This window comes from Clostridium sp. Marseille-P2415 (genome assembly GCF_900155545.1).
GTDB lineage: Bacteria > Bacillota > Clostridia > Lachnospirales > Lachnospiraceae > Lacrimispora.
The window spans coordinates 2,639,563-2,656,987 of the sequence record NZ_LT732526.1 but is presented as its reverse complement, the minus strand read 5'-3'; the positions used below and the strand labels follow the sequence as shown (position 1 = coordinate 2,656,987).

Here is a 17,425-nt window from a genome sequence, read left to right as displayed (position 1 = left end):
TAGAAAATGACAGAAGTTGCACTTAACAGCCTGATGTACGAGATGTTTGGAACGGCCGTCAAGCTGGCGGGACCGGTGCTGGTGGTCAGTATGGTCATCGGTATCATCATTTCCATTTTACAGGCGGCAACCCAGATCCATGAACAAACCATTACCTTTGTACCAAAGCTGATCGTAATAGGCCTGATGCTCCTGGTGATGGGAAATAATATGATGAATACGCTCTGTGATTTTACAATACGCATTTTTAATTCCATGCTGGGATAAATGAAAGGGAGATTTAGATGCCAGATATCGGACAGATGATGCTGTTTTCCCTGATTTTTATGAGGATGTCAGGCTTTATCATGTTAAATCCAATCTTGGGCAGAAAAAATATCCCGGGATATGTGAAGGGCGGAATGATCATGGTATTCACGCTTCTCATCTATTCTTTTTCTTCCGCCCAGGTGCCGGAACCGGCGAATTCCATTGAATTTGCTGTGCTTCTTCTAAAGGAATTTGCTGTTGGGTTTGCCATTGGATTTGTTATGGATCTGTTTCTGATGGTAATTACTTTTGCGGGATCTATCATGGATTTCCAGATGGGATTGTCCATGGCAGCGATCTATGATCCTCAGAGCAATGCGCAGATAGCTCTCACCGGCAGCCTTTATAATGCATATTTTGTTTTGCTTTTCTTCGCCGTGGACGGCCATCTGGCCCTCATTAAGCTATTGATAGAGTCAGCCGGAATTGTTCCCTACGGTCAGGCGGTTCTGGGGACAAAAGCAGCGTGGGCCATGGTGGAAATATTTATCGAATGTATCGTACTGGCTGTAAAATTTGCATTTCCTCTTATATCCATTGAATTTATAACGGAAATTGCAGTCGGGATCCTGATGAAAATAATTCCGCAGATCAACGTGTTTGTTGTAAACATTCAGGCGAAGATCGTAATCGGTCTTCTTATGCTGATCTTTCTGTTTTCTCCTATGACAGATTATGTAGGCGTTATGATAAACCAGATGCTTTTGGCAGTCCAGAATATGATTAAACTTTTATGAATGCAAAGGATGTGATGAACGGCAATGGCAGATGATTCAAAAACCGAGAAAGCCACACCGAAAAAACGGCGGGATGAACGAAAAAAAGGTCATGTTGCCGTCAGTAAGGATGTGGTTATGGTTGCATCCCTTCTTGGAACATTCATGATGTTAAAGATGTTGTTTCCTTTCATGTACCGGACCATGCGGGATTATATGATTAAATACGTAAGCCTGGCGCCGGCAGCGGAGACGCTTTCCGATTATACGACCAGGGTTTACTGGGATACGACATGGGCTGTTATAAAGGGGGCCTTTCCGATTCTTCTCGTCTGCATAGCCCTTGCGGTCCTGGGAACGGGAGTACAGACAAGATTTATTTTTACAAAAAGTAATTTAGCTCCTAAGTTTAACAGGCTGAACCCAATTCAGGGAATTAAGAACATTCTGTCTGTGAAAAGCCTGGTGGAGCTTATAAAAAATATTTTGAAGATTATCATTCTGGGCGCGATCCTTTACCAGATTATAAAAGGCGATCTAAGGGCAGTGGCAAGAACCATTGATATGGATCTGCGGGATTCCACTGTGTATGTGCTCAATGCCATTATGGATATGATCGTGAAGGTTTCCATTGTGTTTCTGGCTCTTGCTGGATTTGACTATTTCTACCAGTGGTGGGATTTTGAACGTCAGATTAAGATGTCAAAGCAGGAATTAAAGGAAGAATACAAACAGACGGAAGGAAATCCTGAGATCAAAGGGCGTATCCGCAACCTTCAAAGGGAGAGAGCACGTTCCAGAATGATGCAGTCGGTTCCTTCTGCGGACGTGATCATACGTAATCCGACTCATTATGCGGTGGCCCTGCGTTATAATATAGAGAAGGACAACGCTCCGGTTCTGTTGGCGAAGGGGCAGGATGAACTGGCCCTCCGGATTGTAGCGGCAGGTGAAGAGAATGGGGTGTATGTGCTTGAGAATAAGCCTCTGGCCAGAGGAATTTATGCCAGTACCAAGGTGGGGGCTGAGATCCCGCCGGAATATTACGGTATGGTCGCGGAGATTCTGGTGTACGTATACCGCATGAACAACAAGATAATAGAGTAGAAAAAAACGGCAGAGATACTTGAAAGAAATGGTGTAAAAGAATGAAGAATTTACTGAAAAATTCCGTAGTAGTATTTGTTATTACGATTGTACTTCTGTTGATTATCCCGTTGCCCCCATTTTTTATGGACGTAATGATTATCATAAATATTTCCCTTTCCATGATTATCCTGTTGATAACCATGAATATAAGAGAGCCTTTGGAATTTTCTATTTTTCCTTCCCTGCTCCTTATTACTACCCTGCTGCGGTTGGGGCTTAACGTGTCCTCAACACGAAATATTTTATCCAATCAGGGTTCATCAGGTCAGGTAATTAAGGCTTTCGGTGATTTCGTATTACAGGGAAATGTTGTTGTCGGTTTTATCATATTCCTGATTATCGTTTTAGTAAACTTTCTTGTTATTACGAAAGGTACAGAGCGTGTATCAGAAGTTGCAGCCAGATTTACCCTGGACGCTATGCCGGGGAAACAGATGGCGATCGACGCGGATTTAAGCTCCGGCCTGATTAATGAACAGGAAGCAAAATTAAGAAGATACAAGATCCAGAAGGAAGCAGATTTCTACGGCGCCATGGACGGTGCTACCAAGTTTGTAAAGGGAGATGCAATCATATCCCTGGTTATTACTGCCATTAACTTTATTGGCGGTGCCATTATCGGTATGGTACAGTCCAATTTGCCATTTAATGAGGTTTTATCTATTTACTCCATTGCTACGGTCGGTGATGGACTTGTTTCCCAGATCCCGTCGCTGCTCATCTCGACTGCGACTGGTATGATCGTAACCAGAGCCGTTTCGGAAGGCAGCTTGAACGAAGATGTATCTTCTCAATTCCTGGCACAGCCCAAGGCCATCATGCTTACCGGTTTTGTCATGGTCGTGCTGATGCTGGTGCCTGGAATGCCAAGGCTTCAGTTAGCAGTTATGGCAGTGGTACTTGTGGTATGCGGCCATCAGCTTCAGCAGAAGGTCAAGCTGTCGGCGGTCAGAAATCAGGAAATGGCGGCAGCCACTATGATGGAGGAAGCGGCGCAGGCTCCATCGGACGAAGAGTCTTACTACCGCGATGTGAATAATGTTTATTCCCTCATCAATGTAGAACCCATAGAGATGGAATTCGGCTACAGCTTAATCCCGCTGATCGATGAGAGCAGCGGCGGCAAGATGATCAACCGGATCGTGATTTTCAGAAGACAATATGCTCAGGATATGGGATTTGTCATTCCTTCGGTCAGACTGAGGGACAGTTCCAGTCTCAATACCAATCAGTACATAATAAAGATCAGAGGCGAAGAAGTGGCCAGAGGAGAGATCCTGGTGGACTATTATCTGGCATTGGAACCTCCTGCCCTTTCCGGAGAAGTTGACGGAATTGAAACGGTGGAGCCGGCTTACGGAATTCCAAGTAAATGGATCCGGCCTGAAAATAAGGAGATGGCTGAAATTTATGGTTATACGGTCATTGATCCTCTTTCCGTCATGCTGACCCATTTATCCGAAACCATCAGGCAGCATGCGCATGAGCTGTTGGGACGGCAGGAAGTTATGCAGCTGCTGGATAATGTAAAGAAACATTCGCCGGAGCTGGTGGATGAACTGTTTCCCGGCCAGCTGCCTTACGGCAATTTCCAGAAGATTCTCAATAACCTTCTGAAAGAAGGTGTTCCGATCAAGGATATGGAGACCATACTTGCAACCATTGCAGACTCGATTCCCACAACCAGGGATTTGGATATCATGACCGAGAACATCAGAATTGCCTTAAAGAGAACCATAACCAGAATGTTCTGCGATGGAGGACAGATGAAGGTTCTTACCCTGGATGCGGAACTGGAGAAAAATATTATAAGCAGCATGGCAAAGGGAGAACAGGGGGTATATCTGGCACTCAGCCCGGATGTGATGCAGTCAGTCATCGGACAGATGGGGGAACAGATCAAGAAATTCAGCGACCTGGAGCAGAAGCCCGTCATTCTTACGAGCCAGGTTGTCAGACTGTATTTTTACCGTTTGATTGAGCAGTTCTATCCCAATGTATATGTCCTTTCATTTAATGAGATTGCGAATAATATTCAAATTCAGGCAGTCGGAAATATTACCGTTTGACAGGATTCCATGTCAGAAAGGCAGTGTTAGTCGGAATGGAGCAGGATTTAAGCCAATATACCAATGAAGATTTACTAATTAGATATAAGCGGACAAAAGATATCAAGATCAAGCATGAACTGGTGATGCGGTATATGTATATGGTCAAGAGCATTTCGATCCAGATGCGTGATGTATATTTAAGCTTTGCACAGGTGGAAGATATCGTGAATGAAGGCGTTCTGACCATTATGAGCGGAATCGAAAAATTTGATCCGGAGCTGAACGTAAAGTTTGAGACATACATCTCCAAACGAATCCGTGGAATGATCATTGATATGGCAAGAAAGCAGGACTGGATTCCCAGAAGTGTGAGGAAGAATGCAAAGGAACTGGATAATGCTGTTATGGAGCTGTGCAACCTCCTGGGCCGTTTCCCGTCTCCCAAGGAGACTGCAGATCATATGAATGTCAGCCTGGAAAAATATCAGGAGGCACTGGGAAAGACCAATGTCTACAGCGTTCTTTCCCTGGATATGGTTCTCGAGGCAGGAAATGACAATAAAAAGGCGGTACAGCTTCCTGCGGTGAATGAAAATGACCAGCCAGAGGACCATTATCTGCAGGAAGAGTTCAAACAGGTTCTGGTTTCTGCCATAAATAATTTAAAAGAAAATGAACAAAAGGTTATTTCACTGTACTATATGGACGAATTAAATATGAAGGAGATTGCACAGGTCATGAATGTCAGCGAGCCCAGAATTTCGCAGATTCATTCCAATGCGATTCAAAAGCTGAAGCTGTATTTGACCAATTTTATAAATGGGAAGTAGGGCGTTTGAATAGGAAAGGAGTAAGAAAATATGTTTCATGGATTTTATAATCTGGCATCAGGAATGCTGTACCAAAACCGGAATTTAAATGTAATCAGCAACAACATGGTTAATGTAAGTACGCCGGGATATAAGCCGGACCGTATGCTCAGTACGACGTTTCGGGATGAGATGCTTTACCGGAGCGGAAACTTAAACAAAAACAATCCGGTACAGATCGGTTCGGTATCAATGATGCGTACGGCCAGAAGCACAGAAACCAGCTATGACCAGGGGACTCTGGATGAAACCGGAGGAAACTTAGACTTTGCACTGACCAAACCCGGATTTTTTGCCATTGAGGATTCTGATGGAAACCGGGTTTATACCAGAAATGGCTCTTTTACCATAGATGAGGACGGATATCTATGCTTATCTTCTTTAGGCAGGGTGCTTGGTGAAGACGGAAATCCCATCGAGCTTCCTTCGGACCACATAACAGTGGACCCGTCAGGTAATATTTATGAAGAGCCTTTAAAGGGGCTGGGAACCGATGAAGACGGTGGGGATACAGAAGAACAGGAACCAACCCTGTTAGGAAAAATCGGTGTTGTGGACTTTGATGATTATACCCAGCTTGTTAAGAACGATTACGGCACATTCACCACGGCTGCCGAAGGAAATGCAGTAGACGGAGGAATTCAGTGGAAGGCGGTTGAACGCTCCAATATTGATCCGATTGAAGAGATGACCTCAATGATGAGCAGCCAAAGGGCATCCCAGAGTGCTGCCCAGGTGCTTAAGATGTATGACCAGCTAATGGGCAAGATTGTCAGCGACATAGGCAGAGTGTAAGGAGGAAGATAGATGAACCAGTCTTTTTATATCGGAGCTTTGGGAGCAGGCAGTCAGCAGACAAAGCTTAATGTGGTATCCAATAATATTGCCAATGTAAATACGGTAGGCTTTAAAGCCCAGTACAGTGCGTTTTCTGATCTGGTGTATGCGGAGACGAGAAGTTCGGCCGGAGGGGATGCGGTTAAAACAGGCAGCGGAACCAGGGTGGACCTTGTAAAAACGGATATGACCGATATGCCTTACCGGGACACCGGTATTGATAACGATTATGCCATAGCCGGAGAAGGATATTTCATGTTACAGGATCCGGTTACAGGAGATATCACCTATTCCCGCGATGGACGCTTTCAGCTTTCCAAGCTGGATGACAAGTATTATCTGGTGAACACGGATGGGAAAAGAGTTCTGAATTTGGATAAAGAAGAGATCACCTATGATGTAAAACCGGCAACTTATCCGGGAGAAGAGGATGAAACAGAAGAGGAAGAGGAAGAAGAACTGGAAGAAGGGGAGCATGATCCCCGTGCCATCGGTGTTTACACTTTTTCAAGAAGGGATGGAATTCAGAGTATAGGAAATAATGAATACACTGTGACCGCAAAAAACGGGGAGCCGATCCTGCTTGAAAATGCGAAGGTAATTAAGGGGGCTTTGGAAGAATCCAACACGGATTTTGCCCAGGAGATGACCAGAATGATGGAAGCGCAGAGAGCCTATTCCTACGCACTTAAGATGGTGCAGACTTCCGATGAGGTCGAGTCAACAATAAATGCACTTCGGTAGGCTCCGCAGGCATTGATGAAAGAAGGCGATATCATGAAAATAACACGTTACGATGAAATGAATGGATTGGGTCTGGACCTAATCCGGGAAATCGGCAGCATAGGGACAGGAAATGCTGCCACCGCACTGTCCTCCATGCTGGGAAAAACCGTGCGAATGACTCTTCCGGATGTGCAGATCCTGGGCTATAATGAAGCCATTAAATTTCTTGGCGATCCGGAGGAAATTGTAGCCGCGATCCTGGTAAAGATGACAGGTGAGATTAATGGACTGATGCTGTTTATCCTGAAGCTGGATTTCATCAACGAAGTCCTGACCAGCGTAATGCAGGAGAAGATTGAAGATTATTACCAGTTAAATGTTCTGGAGACATCTGCACTGGAGGAAATCGGAAATATCATTATCTCTTCTTATGTAAATGCCATGTCCACACTCAGTGATGTTACAATTAATTTATCTGTTCCCGGGATAGCCGTGAATATGCTGGGCGGTATTTTAAGTGTACCAATGGTGGAATTTGGCTATCAGACAGATAAAATGATGATGATCAGCGGTCAATTTGTAATCGGCGGTAAAGTCCTCCATAGTGATCTGCTGATGATGCCGGAAATTCAGTCATTAAACTTTTTAATGGATAAGTTGGGGATTACGAATGGATAAACAGTTGACGGTAGGAATTGCAGACATGAAATTTGCTAGGCAGGAGGGAGTTCTGATCACCTATGCGCTTGGTTCCTGTATTGGAATCAGCTTATATGATCCTATGATCAAGCTTGGGGCTCTTATACATATTATGCTTCCTGAAGTATATGGCATGGGTGATGGCAATATATTTAAGTATGCAGATACCGGACTTGCTGAAACATTCCGCAAAATCGAAATTATGGGAGCGAGGAAACCCAGACTGATTGCTAAGATTGCCGGGGGAGCTAAAATGTTCGAATTGCAGGGAAACAGCACCCTCGGAAATATTGGTGCCCGTAATATTACCAGCGTGAAACAGATTCTTCACTCAGAAGGAATCCGCCTTGCTGCTGCAGACGTGGGAGAAAATTATGCACGGACCATGTCCTTTGATGTGAGCACGGGAACGGTTAAAATTCGAACCTACGGCAGAGCGGAAATTGTTTTATAAACATTATGAACTGGCAGAAATATGCCGATATTTTATTAGGCAGATGTTTTTGCTGATCATATTGGGATAAAGGAGAAGAAATATGGCAGAAACAGAGATTTTGTTAGAATCAGGAACCAATGAGATTGAAATAATGGAATTTACCATTTATGGTGAATTGTATGGCATTAATGTCGCAAAAGTGCGTGAAATTATGATGTCAGATAAGGTAAAGCCTATCCCTCATGCCCACCCTTCTGTGGAGGGTATTTTCAAACCAAGAGATATTCTTCTTACCGTTATTGATCTTCCTCAGTACCTGACCGGACGTAAAACAGAAAAACAGGGCAAGGACTTGTTTATCATTACAAATTTTAACAAGCTGCACATTGCTTTCCGCGTTCACAGCGTTGTAGGGATCAGCCGTATTTCCTGGAAGAACATACAAAAGCCGGATGATACCATCAGCCGTGGTGAGGAAGGCGTAGCGACGGGCATTGCCCAATGCGGAGACGACCTGGTTACGATCCTGGATTTTGAAAAGATTGTGGCAGATATTGCGCCGGAAACAGGAATCCAGCTGGATGAAATCAATAAACTGGGGCACAGGGAGAAAATCGGCTGTCCGATCGTTATTGCAGAAGATTCCATTCTTTTATCAAAGATGATAGAAGCTGCACTCAGGAAGGCAGGTTACGAGAACCTGACATTTAAAAATAACGGACAGGAAGCATGGAACTATTTAAATCAGATTCGGGATGACTCGGATCTTGATGAGAAGGTAAGCCTGATCATTACGGATATTGAAATGCCGGAAATGGATGGACACCGCCTGACAAAATTGGTGAAGGAAGATAAAAAATTAAAGCATATTCCGCTGGTTATTTTCTCTTCCATGATCAATCAGGAATTAATGATTAAGGGAAAACAGTTAGGTGCGGATGAACAGTTGAGTAAACCGGAGATCGGTCATCTGGTTGAAGTAATCGATCATCTGCTCCAGAGGAGGTCACAGAATGGATAGATATGTCACCCGGCAGCCTATTAAGGCACTGAAGGAGGACAGGATTATCGGCTATGAGGTATTATTTCAGAAAGATTACGACTCGCTTTATAACAACAGCTCCGATGTGGCGGCAGCAGATACCATTGCGGGCTTTCTGATGCAGAATACGGAAAGCATTTTCCATGATAAGCTTACTTTTGTAACATTTACTCCTTCTTTGTTGTTTCGAAATACACCAAAGATTTTTGATAAGGAAAAAATGGTCATCCAAATTGAAGATCATGTGATGATCCATCCCTTATCGCCTGCTATAATAAGGAAATACCGTACGGAAGGCTATGTATTTGCCATCAATGATTTTCAGTTCTCTCCAAAATATTTTTCCATGTTGGATTTTGTCACGTACATAAAGGTCGACATCAGCAATAAACAGGAAGGAAAAGAGCGGGTTTCCTTAAATAATCTTATTAATGTCATGAGGGGCTTTGATAAGAAATGTATTGTAACCGGAGTCAATACAAAGGAAGATTATGAGCTGGCTTTGGAAATCGGAGCTGATTATGCAGAAGGCAGTTATGTCGCAGAAGCCATGGCCAAAAAAGTGAACCGTATGGAGTTCCTGGAAGGAAACTTTTTCCAGCTGGTTGTTGAGGTATCCAAGGATGAGCCGGATGTTGAACGGATAGAAGAGATCATAAGCCGCGATGCGGCCTTAAGCTATGCACTTCTTAAAATTGTAAATTCTGCCTATTTTGCCTTACGAAGGAGAGTGTCCTCCATCCGTCAGGCACTGGTAACTATGGGAATCAGCCAGTTAAAGCAGTGGGTATATCTCCTGAGTTTTAACAATGACTTCGATAACAATGAATCGCTGGAAGCCATGATGAAGATGTCTTTCCTCCGTGCCAATTATGCCATGGCCCTTTCCGACCATGTAAAGGATCTGCCGATTATCCGGTCAGAGGTCTATATGATGGGAATGTTCTCAACCCTGCAGTATATGATCGATGCGCCTTTAGAGGAAATACTGGAAGAAGTGCCGGTAGCTCAGGAAATCAAGGATGCACTGATTAAGCAGGAGGGAATATGCGGATTGCTCTACAAGCTCATATTAAGCTATGAAAATGCGGAATGGAAGAAAGTAAAGATTCTGTCAGATGGATTAGGCATTCCTTCCGGTTTACTGGCACAGACATATATGGATTGTGTGGAAGCAGTGAATGAGATCTGGAAGGGACTTACAAGCAGTGCGGAACAGGAAGCAGAGAACACAATAGAAGAAAAAGCCCACGCCTAATGGTGTGGGTTTTCTTTTACTATGGAACAGGCTTTGGTCAGTTCTACAACTACCTGTTGGGAAAAGCGGTTGGAATAATAGTTTAAAAGCGGAGAAGCGGAAGGCGGCTCCACAACGATATATTTGGGCGGCAGGTGGGACAAGGCCAACGCTGTGACATCGGCTGTACAGTGGCCGCAATTACATACATTAAATTTTTCCATGTATTCTTCTGCCCTGTTCTTCACTATATGTTCCATGACGTTCAGGTATTGGAACGACGATTCCGATTCCTGGACAATGGCCGGTTCATCTTCGGGCTGTATCTCAGAAACAGGTGAGGTCTCCTCTTTAACCGCATCTTCCGGAATGAAGGACTCCTGTAGTATCGCTTCATTCCCAGCTTCCTCTTCTTCCAGCTGCTGTTTGATTAACTCCGCAACGGGATCCGGGGCAGAAGAGGTCATATCGATAATGGATATGGGGGATGGAGATAATGGGCCTTCCTGTGTTTGAATAGAAGCCTGCTGGGCCAAAACCGTCAGTTCCTTGATTGTTTCCGTAGAATCAGACGTTTGGCGTGCGGCAAAATTTTCTTTAGCTGCTTCTGATTTGGACGATTCGGGATCATCACCAGCTAACAGGTTCATGACATGGGCTGTTTTACTGCTTTTTCTGGCCATGGTTAAAAACTCCTCTCAAGGTAAATTAATTCTTAAGCTGTTTCATCAGTTCCAGAACTTCTGAAACCAGATCCTTATAGTCTGTGGCTGGATTGGAGCGGGGGGCATAGTCCAACAGGCTTTCCCCCTGTGCAGGTGCCTCCGCCACACAGACGCCGGAACGAATCTGGGTATTGAATACTCTGGTACCGATCTGGGAAGCAATGTCCAGTGCCATCTCTTTTACTTCCCTGGAAAGGAGCGTTCTGGGATTATATTTATTAAGCAGGATCCCGAGGACAACCAGATCCGGGTTTACGGATGAGCGGACGGTGTTGATGGTTTCCTTTATCTGAGAAACGCCTAACAGGCTTAAAATCTCCGGTACCATTGGAATGATCAGGTAATTCGCCGCCGCGTAGGCATTGACGGTGAGAATATTCAGGGCAGGAGGAGTATCGATGATGATATAGTCATAATAACCGGCTACGGTAGAGAGAATGTTTTTCAATATACATTCACGTTGTTTTCCCGTAAATTCCAGCTCAGCGCCGCTTAAGAGGATGTTGGATGAGATTACATCGCAGTATTTTGCGGGCCTGATTGCCTCCTGCAGCGTAGCGGTTCCTTTAAAGACTTCATAAACGGTCGCACAGGATTCGATTTCCAGGCCAAGGCTGAAGCCTAAGTTACCCTGTGGATCCAAATCAACTGCCAAAACTCTTTTATGATTCATAGCCAGACCGCAGGCAAGAGAGCAGGAAGTGGTTGTTTTGCCTACGCCGCCCTTTTGATTTGTAATTGCAATTACAGTTGACAACTTCTATTCCTCCATTCGTAAATTAAGATAATACTATTATCTTTAGTATACAATATGTCGATAAATAAGTATAGCGAAAACAAGAAAAAAACCGATTTTTGACGAAATTTGGTTTATGCAGATAATAGAAAGGAGTTTAAGTATGGCATCAATTACAAGCAGTGCAGGTTTAAGCAGTGCATCATCAATCAGAGGTTACGGCGGTCTGGCCAGCGGCTTGGACAGGGACACCCTCATTGAAGGCATGACCTCTTCCACCAGGTCAAAGATTGCAAAGCAGCAAAAGAAAAAACAGACGGCTTTGTGGCAGCAGGAGGCATACCGTTCCATCAGTTCCAAGCTCGTAGAATTTTCAAACAAGTATACATCCTATACCAGCTCAACAAATCTTTCCAGCCCCAGTTTCTGGGCGTCAAGTGATATTACGGCGATAGGGGCTAACAGCAAGTATGTAACTGTAACGGGAAGTTCGTCCCTTACGGATTCCATGTCGATCGTGGGGGTGAAGCAGCTGGCTAAGGATGCCAGTATGAGCTCTACCGGTACGGTATCGGATGGAAGCTTAAATACAGGGGATATTAAGCTGGTAGAATCGGATGGCAGCCTCGCAAAGGAATCGGTAAGTAACTTAGAGGGGCAGAGTCTTTATTTTAAATATGGTACGAAAACTTATGGCGTTTCCCTGGGCAGCGGAACAACTTCCGATGGCTTTACCTATGACTATTCCAATGGCAAGAGTGCGGTGGAATCATTTACCAGGGCTTTAAAAAATGTATCCATTGGAGATGGAAAGACCCTGGCAGATGTAGTTCAGGTAACGGCCAATTCAGAGGGCAGTGATTTTAAGCTGGATATTAAATCAACCGATACTGCGGGAAATACCATTATGCTTAACGGAGGGAGCCAGACAGCTCTGGAGGCCCTTGGTGTGGTGGCAAAAGGGCAGAGTATTGATAATGTATCTGAATCCGAAAAAACCATTACTTCCAGCGGTTTTTCCGCAACGATTACGGGCAGACAGGATTTCTTCACGGACAAGACCTTTGCAGAACGCGTAGGTGGTAAGAGTATCAGCTTTACTTATAATGGGACAACCAAGTCCATTTCATTTATGGATCAGGATCAGCTGGAAACAGCATTAAGCGGAAAAACGGACAATGCAGATGCCCTGAATGTAATTAAGGAGGATCTGCAGGCCAAATTGAATAAAGAATTCGGCACTGGTAGAATTACCGTAGGAATCAATGGAGACAAGTTAACATTTAATACAACGATTCCTGGTACTGGTGCGGCCGATGCCTCCTCTGTTTTATCCATCTCCTCAGGTGATACTGGTGTGATCGGTAAGAACGGAGCACTAAAAGTGGAATCTGGAGAATCCAACCGCTTAAACCTTTCCTCCACATTGTCTGATTCTGGTTTAAAGGGAATTGAAACCGCTTTGGCAGGGAAAACAATGGATACCAGCTATTTCTCAGGAGCCAATAAAGCGCTGAGTGCAATAGAAGCTCTTGGAAACAAAGTTACGGGTTCGACCACCATTGAAGAATTAAAATCTTTAATAAAAAGCAATAATCCCAATATGTCGGATAAAGATTTAAGCAGCATTAATGAAGCGATCGATCATTTCCAATCAGAAGGGGCAACCACCGTTGACGGCCTGAAGTCGGATATGGCCTCCTATGTGGATGAACGGGAACTGAAGCTTACGATAAATGGCGAGGATATAAAGGGCCTTTCCTATAACAGCACGTTAAATGAAATTATTAATACCATTAATTCCTCAGATGCAGGTGTTACCATCAGCTATATGAAGAATGCCGATAAGTTTTCCATTGTTTCTACAGCGGGAGGTGCGGCAGGGTCCATTGATATTGGTGGTGCTGATGCGAAGATGCTGTTCGGCGAAAAAGATACCGATTATAAGGTAGAAGCGGGGCAGGATGCGATTGTTGCAGTGAAATACTCCGGTTCTGATAAAGAGGTTGAGCTGGTACGCGGAAACAACACGTTTACTCTGGATGGGCTGAATATCACGGTGAACGGTACCTTTGGATATGATGGGGATACGATTAGTGCAGATGCGGAGCCTGTCACTTTCAGTTCAAAGGTGAATTCCGATGCAATTGTAAAAGCCGTATCTGATATGGTTAAGGACTTAAACGATATCATTGATCTTGTAAATAAAGAAGTAAGCACTAAGCCGAACCGTGCTTATGAGCCCCTGTCAGATGAGCAAAAGGAAGATTTAAAGGAAGAGCAGATCGAAAAATGGGAAGAGAAAGCCAAAGTCGGTCTCCTTTTCGGTGATTCTGATCTAAGAAGTCTTTCCGACAGTTTAAGATTTATTTTTAACAGCGGCTCCGAAGAAAAGAGTAAATTGGAATCCTTTGGTATATCCACAAGCTCCAGCTATGGGGACAACGGAAAACTGGTATTTGATGAAACCAAGTTCCGTGCGGCTCTTGAAAGCAATCCGGAGGATGTAAAAGAGCTGTTTACCGAGCCTGCCGATGATACTACCGGTGATAAGGGTGGTTTTATGGCCCGTCTTACCTCCATTACGAATAAATATGCAGCCACAACAGGAGCCACAAAGGGAATTTTGATTGAACGTGCCGGCTCTACTTATGCGCCTACCAGTATCCTTTCCAATGCTCTCCAGAAATCCATAGACGGCTTTGACGATTACATCGAACGGCTTCAGGATCAATTGGAAACAGAAACAGACCGGTATATCAAACAGTTCACCAATTTGGAAAATGTCATCTCACAGATGAATTCCCAGAGCAGCTGGTTAAGTTCATCATTCGGTTCATAAGGAATGGTGAGGTAGATTATGGGTGCATATGGATACCATCATTACAAGGAGCAGACGGTTAATACCATGACGCCTGGAGAGATGCTTAGTCTTCTCTATGATGAGCTGTTGAAACGGCTCACAAGAGCAGAGCTTGCTTTAGAGAAAAAAGATTACGGGCTTTTTGAGCAGTCGGTGCAGCGTTGTGTAGAAATTGTCAATTACTTAAAGGATACTTTGAATTATAAATATGAGATTAGTGCTGAACTGAAACGGATGTATGATTTTTTTCTGTATGAGTTCAGCCGGATCAAGGCTGGAAGAAATTCAGACGTGATTGCGGAAGTCAGGCCCTTAATTATGGAATTGCGTGATGCCTTTAAAGAGGCACAGCGGTTAAGCGGCTAAAGAAGATTGGGCTGGAGGGCAGGATTTTTTCTCTCCAGCCATTTTAAAATATAAAATGCAGGAAAACGGGAGGCGAATATGGAAGAATCTATGCTTATGGAGATTCTAAAAGAAATGCAGAGGAAATATCAATGTATTGCAGAAATCGAGCGCATTACCCGGGAAGTGGGAGATTCCTTATCACGCAATGACAGAACAGTAGTTCAGATGCTTCTGGGAATGCGTCAGGAAGAAATGGATAAAGCGGATATCTGCGACAGAAACATCAAGTACCTGGTATCAGCACTGTCTCCTGCCGAAGCGGATCAGGTAAGAGATTGGATAAAAGGCAATGAAGTCCAAAAAACTGACAGTCCTATGGCTGAAAAGCTTGTTGAAAAAGGAAACAATATTCGGCTTGTTCTGAAGCGGACGATCGAGGTGGACCGTCAGATCAGCAAACGTTTGGCCGGAGCGGATTCCTATTATAGCTGATCACTGCACCTGATCGGACAGGCCAATCATCCAGAGCGGCCCCCCATTCGATGACTGATGGTTTAATTCCTGGAGAATAATAGCAGGATCCCAGTCATATTTTGTGTTGTTGTAGTTATTTGAATCGGCAATTCGAAATGCTCCCTCCTCTGTAAAGCGGGTAATGATAATGAAATGGCCTTGCTGTGTAAAATGGCCTTTTTTCATCAGGGCGACTACCAGGTGTCCGGAATTAAGAGCATTCTGGATTCCCTGAACGGTATAATCTTTAATCGGTGTGGCTTTCAATCCGTAAGCGGAAGCACTGTCTGGAATCAACCGGTGATAAGAGCCCTGTCCAGGGCACCAGCTCTTATTTGCAGCGGCCCAGTTGGCCACATCGGCAGGCAGAACCTGGTTTCCTGTAAAGCTGGTTATAAGCATAGCCATAACAGTAGGACCGCAGCCATAGATGGAAAGAGGATCTTTTCCGCCATAAAGATAGCCGCCCCATCTGGCGTCCGATTGATTGTAATAAGTAAGAGGTCCGCATACGCTGTCAAGCATGACATCATATATACCTTCCTGAGGGATGTCCGTTGTTATGGGGTCTGTGCTTGCCACTGTGGAAACATAAGAAACGGCCGCGGCTTCTCCTTCGATCTGATAATAGGAAGAAAAATACGTGGCAATGGGAGCAGTGGCCAAGAACAGCGCTTTGAATAGGATATTATGGATTCTGTTCACTCAACTCACCTTTTCTATAATAAAAATATTAGTTACATGTCTACAATATTTATCGAACAGATACCCGGCAAAGTTAAGATTTTTGTAGAAAAACCGATATATAAGGAATAAATTGATATTTTTGACCCAAAAGGGAAAGAAAGCTATGGCAATTGGCGGAATCGCTTTAAATGAGATTGACAGCCTGAAAACCAACCTATAGATGCTTAAGGATGGATAAATGAATGAGTAAAGGATATGAAGAACGGTATTTGATAATATTATTATCAGCAGTAATGAATCAGAAAGAGTCACCGGAGCCATTGCGCCAGCTGGACTGGGAGAAGATGTACCGGCTGGCTGATTATCATCACGTGGCCCATGCGGTTTACTATGGAATTATGGGATTGAATGAGGATATACCGCAAACCATACGCCAGCGTTTTTTTGATAAATATTTAGAAGCAGTTCATCGGACCGAACGGTTGCGGAAGGGCGAAAAGAAAGTGCGGGCCCTTATGGAGAGAGGACGGATCAACTGTTTTATGTTGAGTTATCCGGATATTGTAAGCTGCTATCCGATTGAAGAAATGTGCTGCCGAGAATCCATTGAAATTGGTACGGATAAAAAATTTGAGCGAATCATAAAGGAAACACTGGAGAATGTGGATTTTGAGGAGCGTAAAACGGAAGCGCGCGGACATTTGTACTACCGCATTCCCGGCGTCAGAGTTTTGTGTTACAGCCACAGCATGTTTTTCAGCAGGCCTATGCGGAAATATTATAAGGGCCTTCTAACCGATTTACCGTATAAGAAGGGCTCTCATTTCATTCGGGAAATGGCACCGGATGACCAGTATCTGTTTCTTATGTGCAGGCTTACGGATTGCTATGCCAGGGGAGATATCAGCCTGAACCAGATCATGGACTTTTGGGCGTTTTATAAGAAATATGCGGAATCTTTTTCCTGGCCATATATTTACGAAAAGTTAAAAAAATTAAGGATCGCGGAGTTTGCAGAGCGTTTGGAATACCTGATTCTTCGATGGTTTGGTACCGGTGCAGGAATTGAAAATGCAGAAGTTTATGATGCGCTGGAGTCCTACATTCTTACCAAAGGGGTAGAAGGACGGGAGATAAGTTCCCAATTTCTTCCGCTCATTAAGACGGTTGCAGATTGTTATGCCAGAAACAGGAAGGCTGAAAAGTTCAAAAAAATATTAAAATGGACGTTTCCGGAAAGAAGGTATATGGAGACAATTTATCCATTGCTGGGAGAAATGGGTTTTCTATTGCCGGTTTTCTGGTTTATGCGCTTTGGACGGTATATGGTACGGTTTATCTGTCATGAATTAGAAGAAAGAGTGATTCTGAAGATTGCAGGGAGGCTGCAGGAAGCAGCGGAAAACAAAGACCAGAATAAATTGCAGGAGGGAGAAGAAAAGGAAGAAGAAAACGAAAGAACAGCGGAAATAGCAAAGTAAA

The 17,425-nt window shown here is 44.0% G+C and carries 18 protein-coding genes; 15 read left to right on the top strand and 3 right to left on the bottom strand.

The window, feature by feature from the left end; all coding sequences use genetic code 11:
* Positions 1-6: 6 nt before the first annotated feature.
* The 11 genes from BQ9856_RS17045 (at position 7) to BQ9856_RS16995 (ending at position 10,092) form a co-directional block, all read left to right on the top strand.
* Positions 7-267 carry a flagellar biosynthetic protein FliQ gene (locus BQ9856_RS17045; RefSeq protein WP_077612099.1) on the top strand — a complete coding sequence of 87 codons (261 nt, stop codon included), beginning with the start codon at positions 7-9 and terminating at the stop codon, positions 265-267.
* Positions 268-284: 17 nt separating this feature from the next.
* A complete protein-coding gene (fliR, locus tag BQ9856_RS17040) occupies positions 285-1,046 on the top strand; it encodes a flagellar biosynthetic protein FliR (RefSeq protein WP_077612098.1) in 762 nt (253 codons plus the stop codon).
* A 24-nt stretch (positions 1,047-1,070) separates the two neighbouring features.
* Positions 1,071-2,132: a flagellar biosynthesis protein FlhB gene (gene flhB, locus BQ9856_RS17035; RefSeq protein WP_077612097.1), complete on the top strand. Its 1,062-nt coding sequence runs from the start codon at positions 1,071-1,073 to the stop codon at positions 2,130-2,132.
* 41 nt (positions 2,133-2,173) lie between these two features.
* Entirely contained in the window at positions 2,174-4,243 is a 2,070-nt protein-coding gene (gene flhA / locus BQ9856_RS17030) for a flagellar biosynthesis protein FlhA (RefSeq protein ID WP_077612096.1), read from the top strand.
* Positions 4,240-5,055 (top strand): sigma-70 family RNA polymerase sigma factor, encoded by an 816-nt coding sequence (locus BQ9856_RS17025; RefSeq protein WP_235839241.1) that lies wholly within the window; start codon positions 4,240-4,242, stop codon positions 5,053-5,055. The genes flhA and BQ9856_RS17025 overlap by 4 nt, the downstream gene beginning before the upstream one ends.
* Before the next feature lie 30 nt (positions 5,056-5,085).
* Positions 5,086-5,889, top strand: coding sequence for a flagellar hook-basal body protein (locus BQ9856_RS17020; protein WP_077612095.1), 804 nt, complete (start codon positions 5,086-5,088; stop codon positions 5,887-5,889).
* Between the two features lie 12 nt (positions 5,890-5,901).
* Positions 5,902-6,675, top strand: coding sequence for a flagellar hook-basal body protein (locus BQ9856_RS17015; protein WP_077612094.1), 774 nt, complete (start codon positions 5,902-5,904; stop codon positions 6,673-6,675).
* 33 nt (positions 6,676-6,708) lie between these two features.
* On the top strand, positions 6,709-7,335 hold the full coding sequence (locus tag BQ9856_RS17010; RefSeq protein WP_077613420.1) for a chemotaxis protein CheC: 627 nt from the start codon (positions 6,709-6,711) through the stop codon (positions 7,333-7,335).
* Positions 7,328-7,810 carry a chemotaxis protein CheD gene (locus BQ9856_RS17005; protein WP_077612093.1) on the top strand — a complete coding sequence of 161 codons (483 nt, stop codon included), beginning with the start codon at positions 7,328-7,330 and terminating at the stop codon, positions 7,808-7,810. Before BQ9856_RS17010 ends, BQ9856_RS17005 begins: the two co-directional genes overlap by 8 nt.
* Positions 7,811-7,892: 82 nt before the next feature.
* Complete coding sequence (locus BQ9856_RS17000; RefSeq protein WP_077612092.1) at positions 7,893-8,813, top strand: chemotaxis protein; 921 nt, start codon at positions 7,893-7,895, stop codon at positions 8,811-8,813.
* Entirely contained in the window at positions 8,806-10,092 is a 1,287-nt protein-coding gene (locus BQ9856_RS16995; protein ID WP_077612091.1) for an EAL and HDOD domain-containing protein, read from the top strand. The genes BQ9856_RS17000 and BQ9856_RS16995 overlap by 8 nt, the downstream gene beginning before the upstream one ends.
* Here BQ9856_RS16995 and BQ9856_RS16990 read toward each other — a convergent pair.
* Positions 10,089-10,754 carry a late competence development ComFB family protein gene (locus BQ9856_RS16990; RefSeq protein ID WP_077612090.1) on the bottom strand — a complete coding sequence of 222 codons (666 nt, stop codon included), beginning with the start codon at positions 10,752-10,754 and terminating at the stop codon, positions 10,089-10,091. The two genes, BQ9856_RS16995 and BQ9856_RS16990, sit on opposite strands and share 4 nt — an antisense overlap.
* Before the next feature lie 25 nt (positions 10,755-10,779).
* Positions 10,780-11,553 (bottom strand): ParA family protein, encoded by a 774-nt coding sequence (locus BQ9856_RS16985; RefSeq protein WP_077612089.1) that lies wholly within the window; start codon positions 11,551-11,553, stop codon positions 10,780-10,782.
* Between the two features lie 142 nt (positions 11,554-11,695).
* Here BQ9856_RS16985 and fliD point away from each other — a divergent pair, with 142 nt between their 5' ends.
* The 3 genes from fliD (at position 11,696) to BQ9856_RS16970 (ending at position 15,235) form a co-directional block, all read left to right on the top strand.
* The gene (fliD, locus tag BQ9856_RS16980) at positions 11,696-14,374 is read left to right on the top strand and encodes a flagellar filament capping protein FliD (RefSeq protein WP_159442023.1); all 2,679 of its coding nucleotides are present in this window, start codon (positions 11,696-11,698) and stop codon (positions 14,372-14,374) included.
* A gap of 18 nt (positions 14,375-14,392) precedes the next feature.
* Positions 14,393-14,761, top strand: coding sequence for a flagellar export chaperone FliS (fliS, locus tag BQ9856_RS16975; protein ID WP_077612087.1), 369 nt, complete (start codon positions 14,393-14,395; stop codon positions 14,759-14,761).
* A gap of 78 nt (positions 14,762-14,839) precedes the next feature.
* Entirely contained in the window at positions 14,840-15,235 is a 396-nt protein-coding gene (locus BQ9856_RS16970) for a hypothetical protein (RefSeq protein WP_077612086.1), read from the top strand.
* Here the strand turns inward: BQ9856_RS16970 and BQ9856_RS16965 are convergent, their stop codons facing one another.
* The gene (locus tag BQ9856_RS16965) at positions 15,236-15,961 is read right to left on the bottom strand and encodes a C39 family peptidase (protein ID WP_077612085.1); all 726 of its coding nucleotides are present in this window, start codon (positions 15,959-15,961) and stop codon (positions 15,236-15,238) included.
* 224 nt (positions 15,962-16,185) lie between these two features.
* Between BQ9856_RS16965 and BQ9856_RS16960 the strand changes: the two genes are divergently transcribed.
* Positions 16,186-17,424, top strand: coding sequence for a nucleotidyltransferase domain-containing protein (locus BQ9856_RS16960; RefSeq protein ID WP_077612084.1), 1,239 nt, complete (start codon positions 16,186-16,188; stop codon positions 17,422-17,424).
* Position 17,425 lies beyond the last annotated feature (1 nt).

What these genes read in the sequence shown, in the direction of transcription:
- BQ9856_RS17045 (WP_077612099.1), top strand. Translation starts at nt 7, where the DNA reads ATGACAGAAGTTGCACTTAACAGCCTGATGTACGAGATGTTTGGAACG.
- fliR (WP_077612098.1), top strand. Translation starts at nt 285, where the DNA reads ATGCCAGATATCGGACAGATGATGCTGTTTTCCCTGATTTTTATGAGG.
- flhB (WP_077612097.1), top strand. Translation starts at nt 1,071, where the DNA reads ATGGCAGATGATTCAAAAACCGAGAAAGCCACACCGAAAAAACGGCGG.
- flhA (WP_077612096.1), top strand. Translation starts at nt 2,174, where the DNA reads ATGAAGAATTTACTGAAAAATTCCGTAGTAGTATTTGTTATTACGATT.
- BQ9856_RS17020 (WP_077612095.1), top strand. Translation starts at nt 5,086, where the DNA reads ATGTTTCATGGATTTTATAATCTGGCATCAGGAATGCTGTACCAAAAC.
- BQ9856_RS17015 (WP_077612094.1), top strand. Translation starts at nt 5,902, where the DNA reads ATGAACCAGTCTTTTTATATCGGAGCTTTGGGAGCAGGCAGTCAGCAG.
- BQ9856_RS17010 (WP_077613420.1), top strand. Translation starts at nt 6,709, where the DNA reads ATGAAAATAACACGTTACGATGAAATGAATGGATTGGGTCTGGACCTA.
- BQ9856_RS17005 (WP_077612093.1), top strand. Translation starts at nt 7,328, where the DNA reads ATGGATAAACAGTTGACGGTAGGAATTGCAGACATGAAATTTGCTAGG.
- BQ9856_RS17000 (WP_077612092.1), top strand. Translation starts at nt 7,893, where the DNA reads ATGGCAGAAACAGAGATTTTGTTAGAATCAGGAACCAATGAGATTGAA.
- BQ9856_RS16995 (WP_077612091.1), top strand. Translation starts at nt 8,806, where the DNA reads ATGGATAGATATGTCACCCGGCAGCCTATTAAGGCACTGAAGGAGGAC.
- BQ9856_RS16990 (WP_077612090.1), bottom strand. Translation starts at nt 10,754, where the DNA reads ATGGCCAGAAAAAGCAGTAAAACAGCCCATGTCATGAACCTGTTAGCT.
- fliD (WP_159442023.1), top strand. Translation starts at nt 11,696, where the DNA reads ATGGCATCAATTACAAGCAGTGCAGGTTTAAGCAGTGCATCATCAATC.
- fliS (WP_077612087.1), top strand. Translation starts at nt 14,393, where the DNA reads ATGGGTGCATATGGATACCATCATTACAAGGAGCAGACGGTTAATACC.
- BQ9856_RS16970 (WP_077612086.1), top strand. Translation starts at nt 14,840, where the DNA reads ATGGAAGAATCTATGCTTATGGAGATTCTAAAAGAAATGCAGAGGAAA.
- BQ9856_RS16960 (WP_077612084.1), top strand. Translation starts at nt 16,186, where the DNA reads ATGAGTAAAGGATATGAAGAACGGTATTTGATAATATTATTATCAGCA.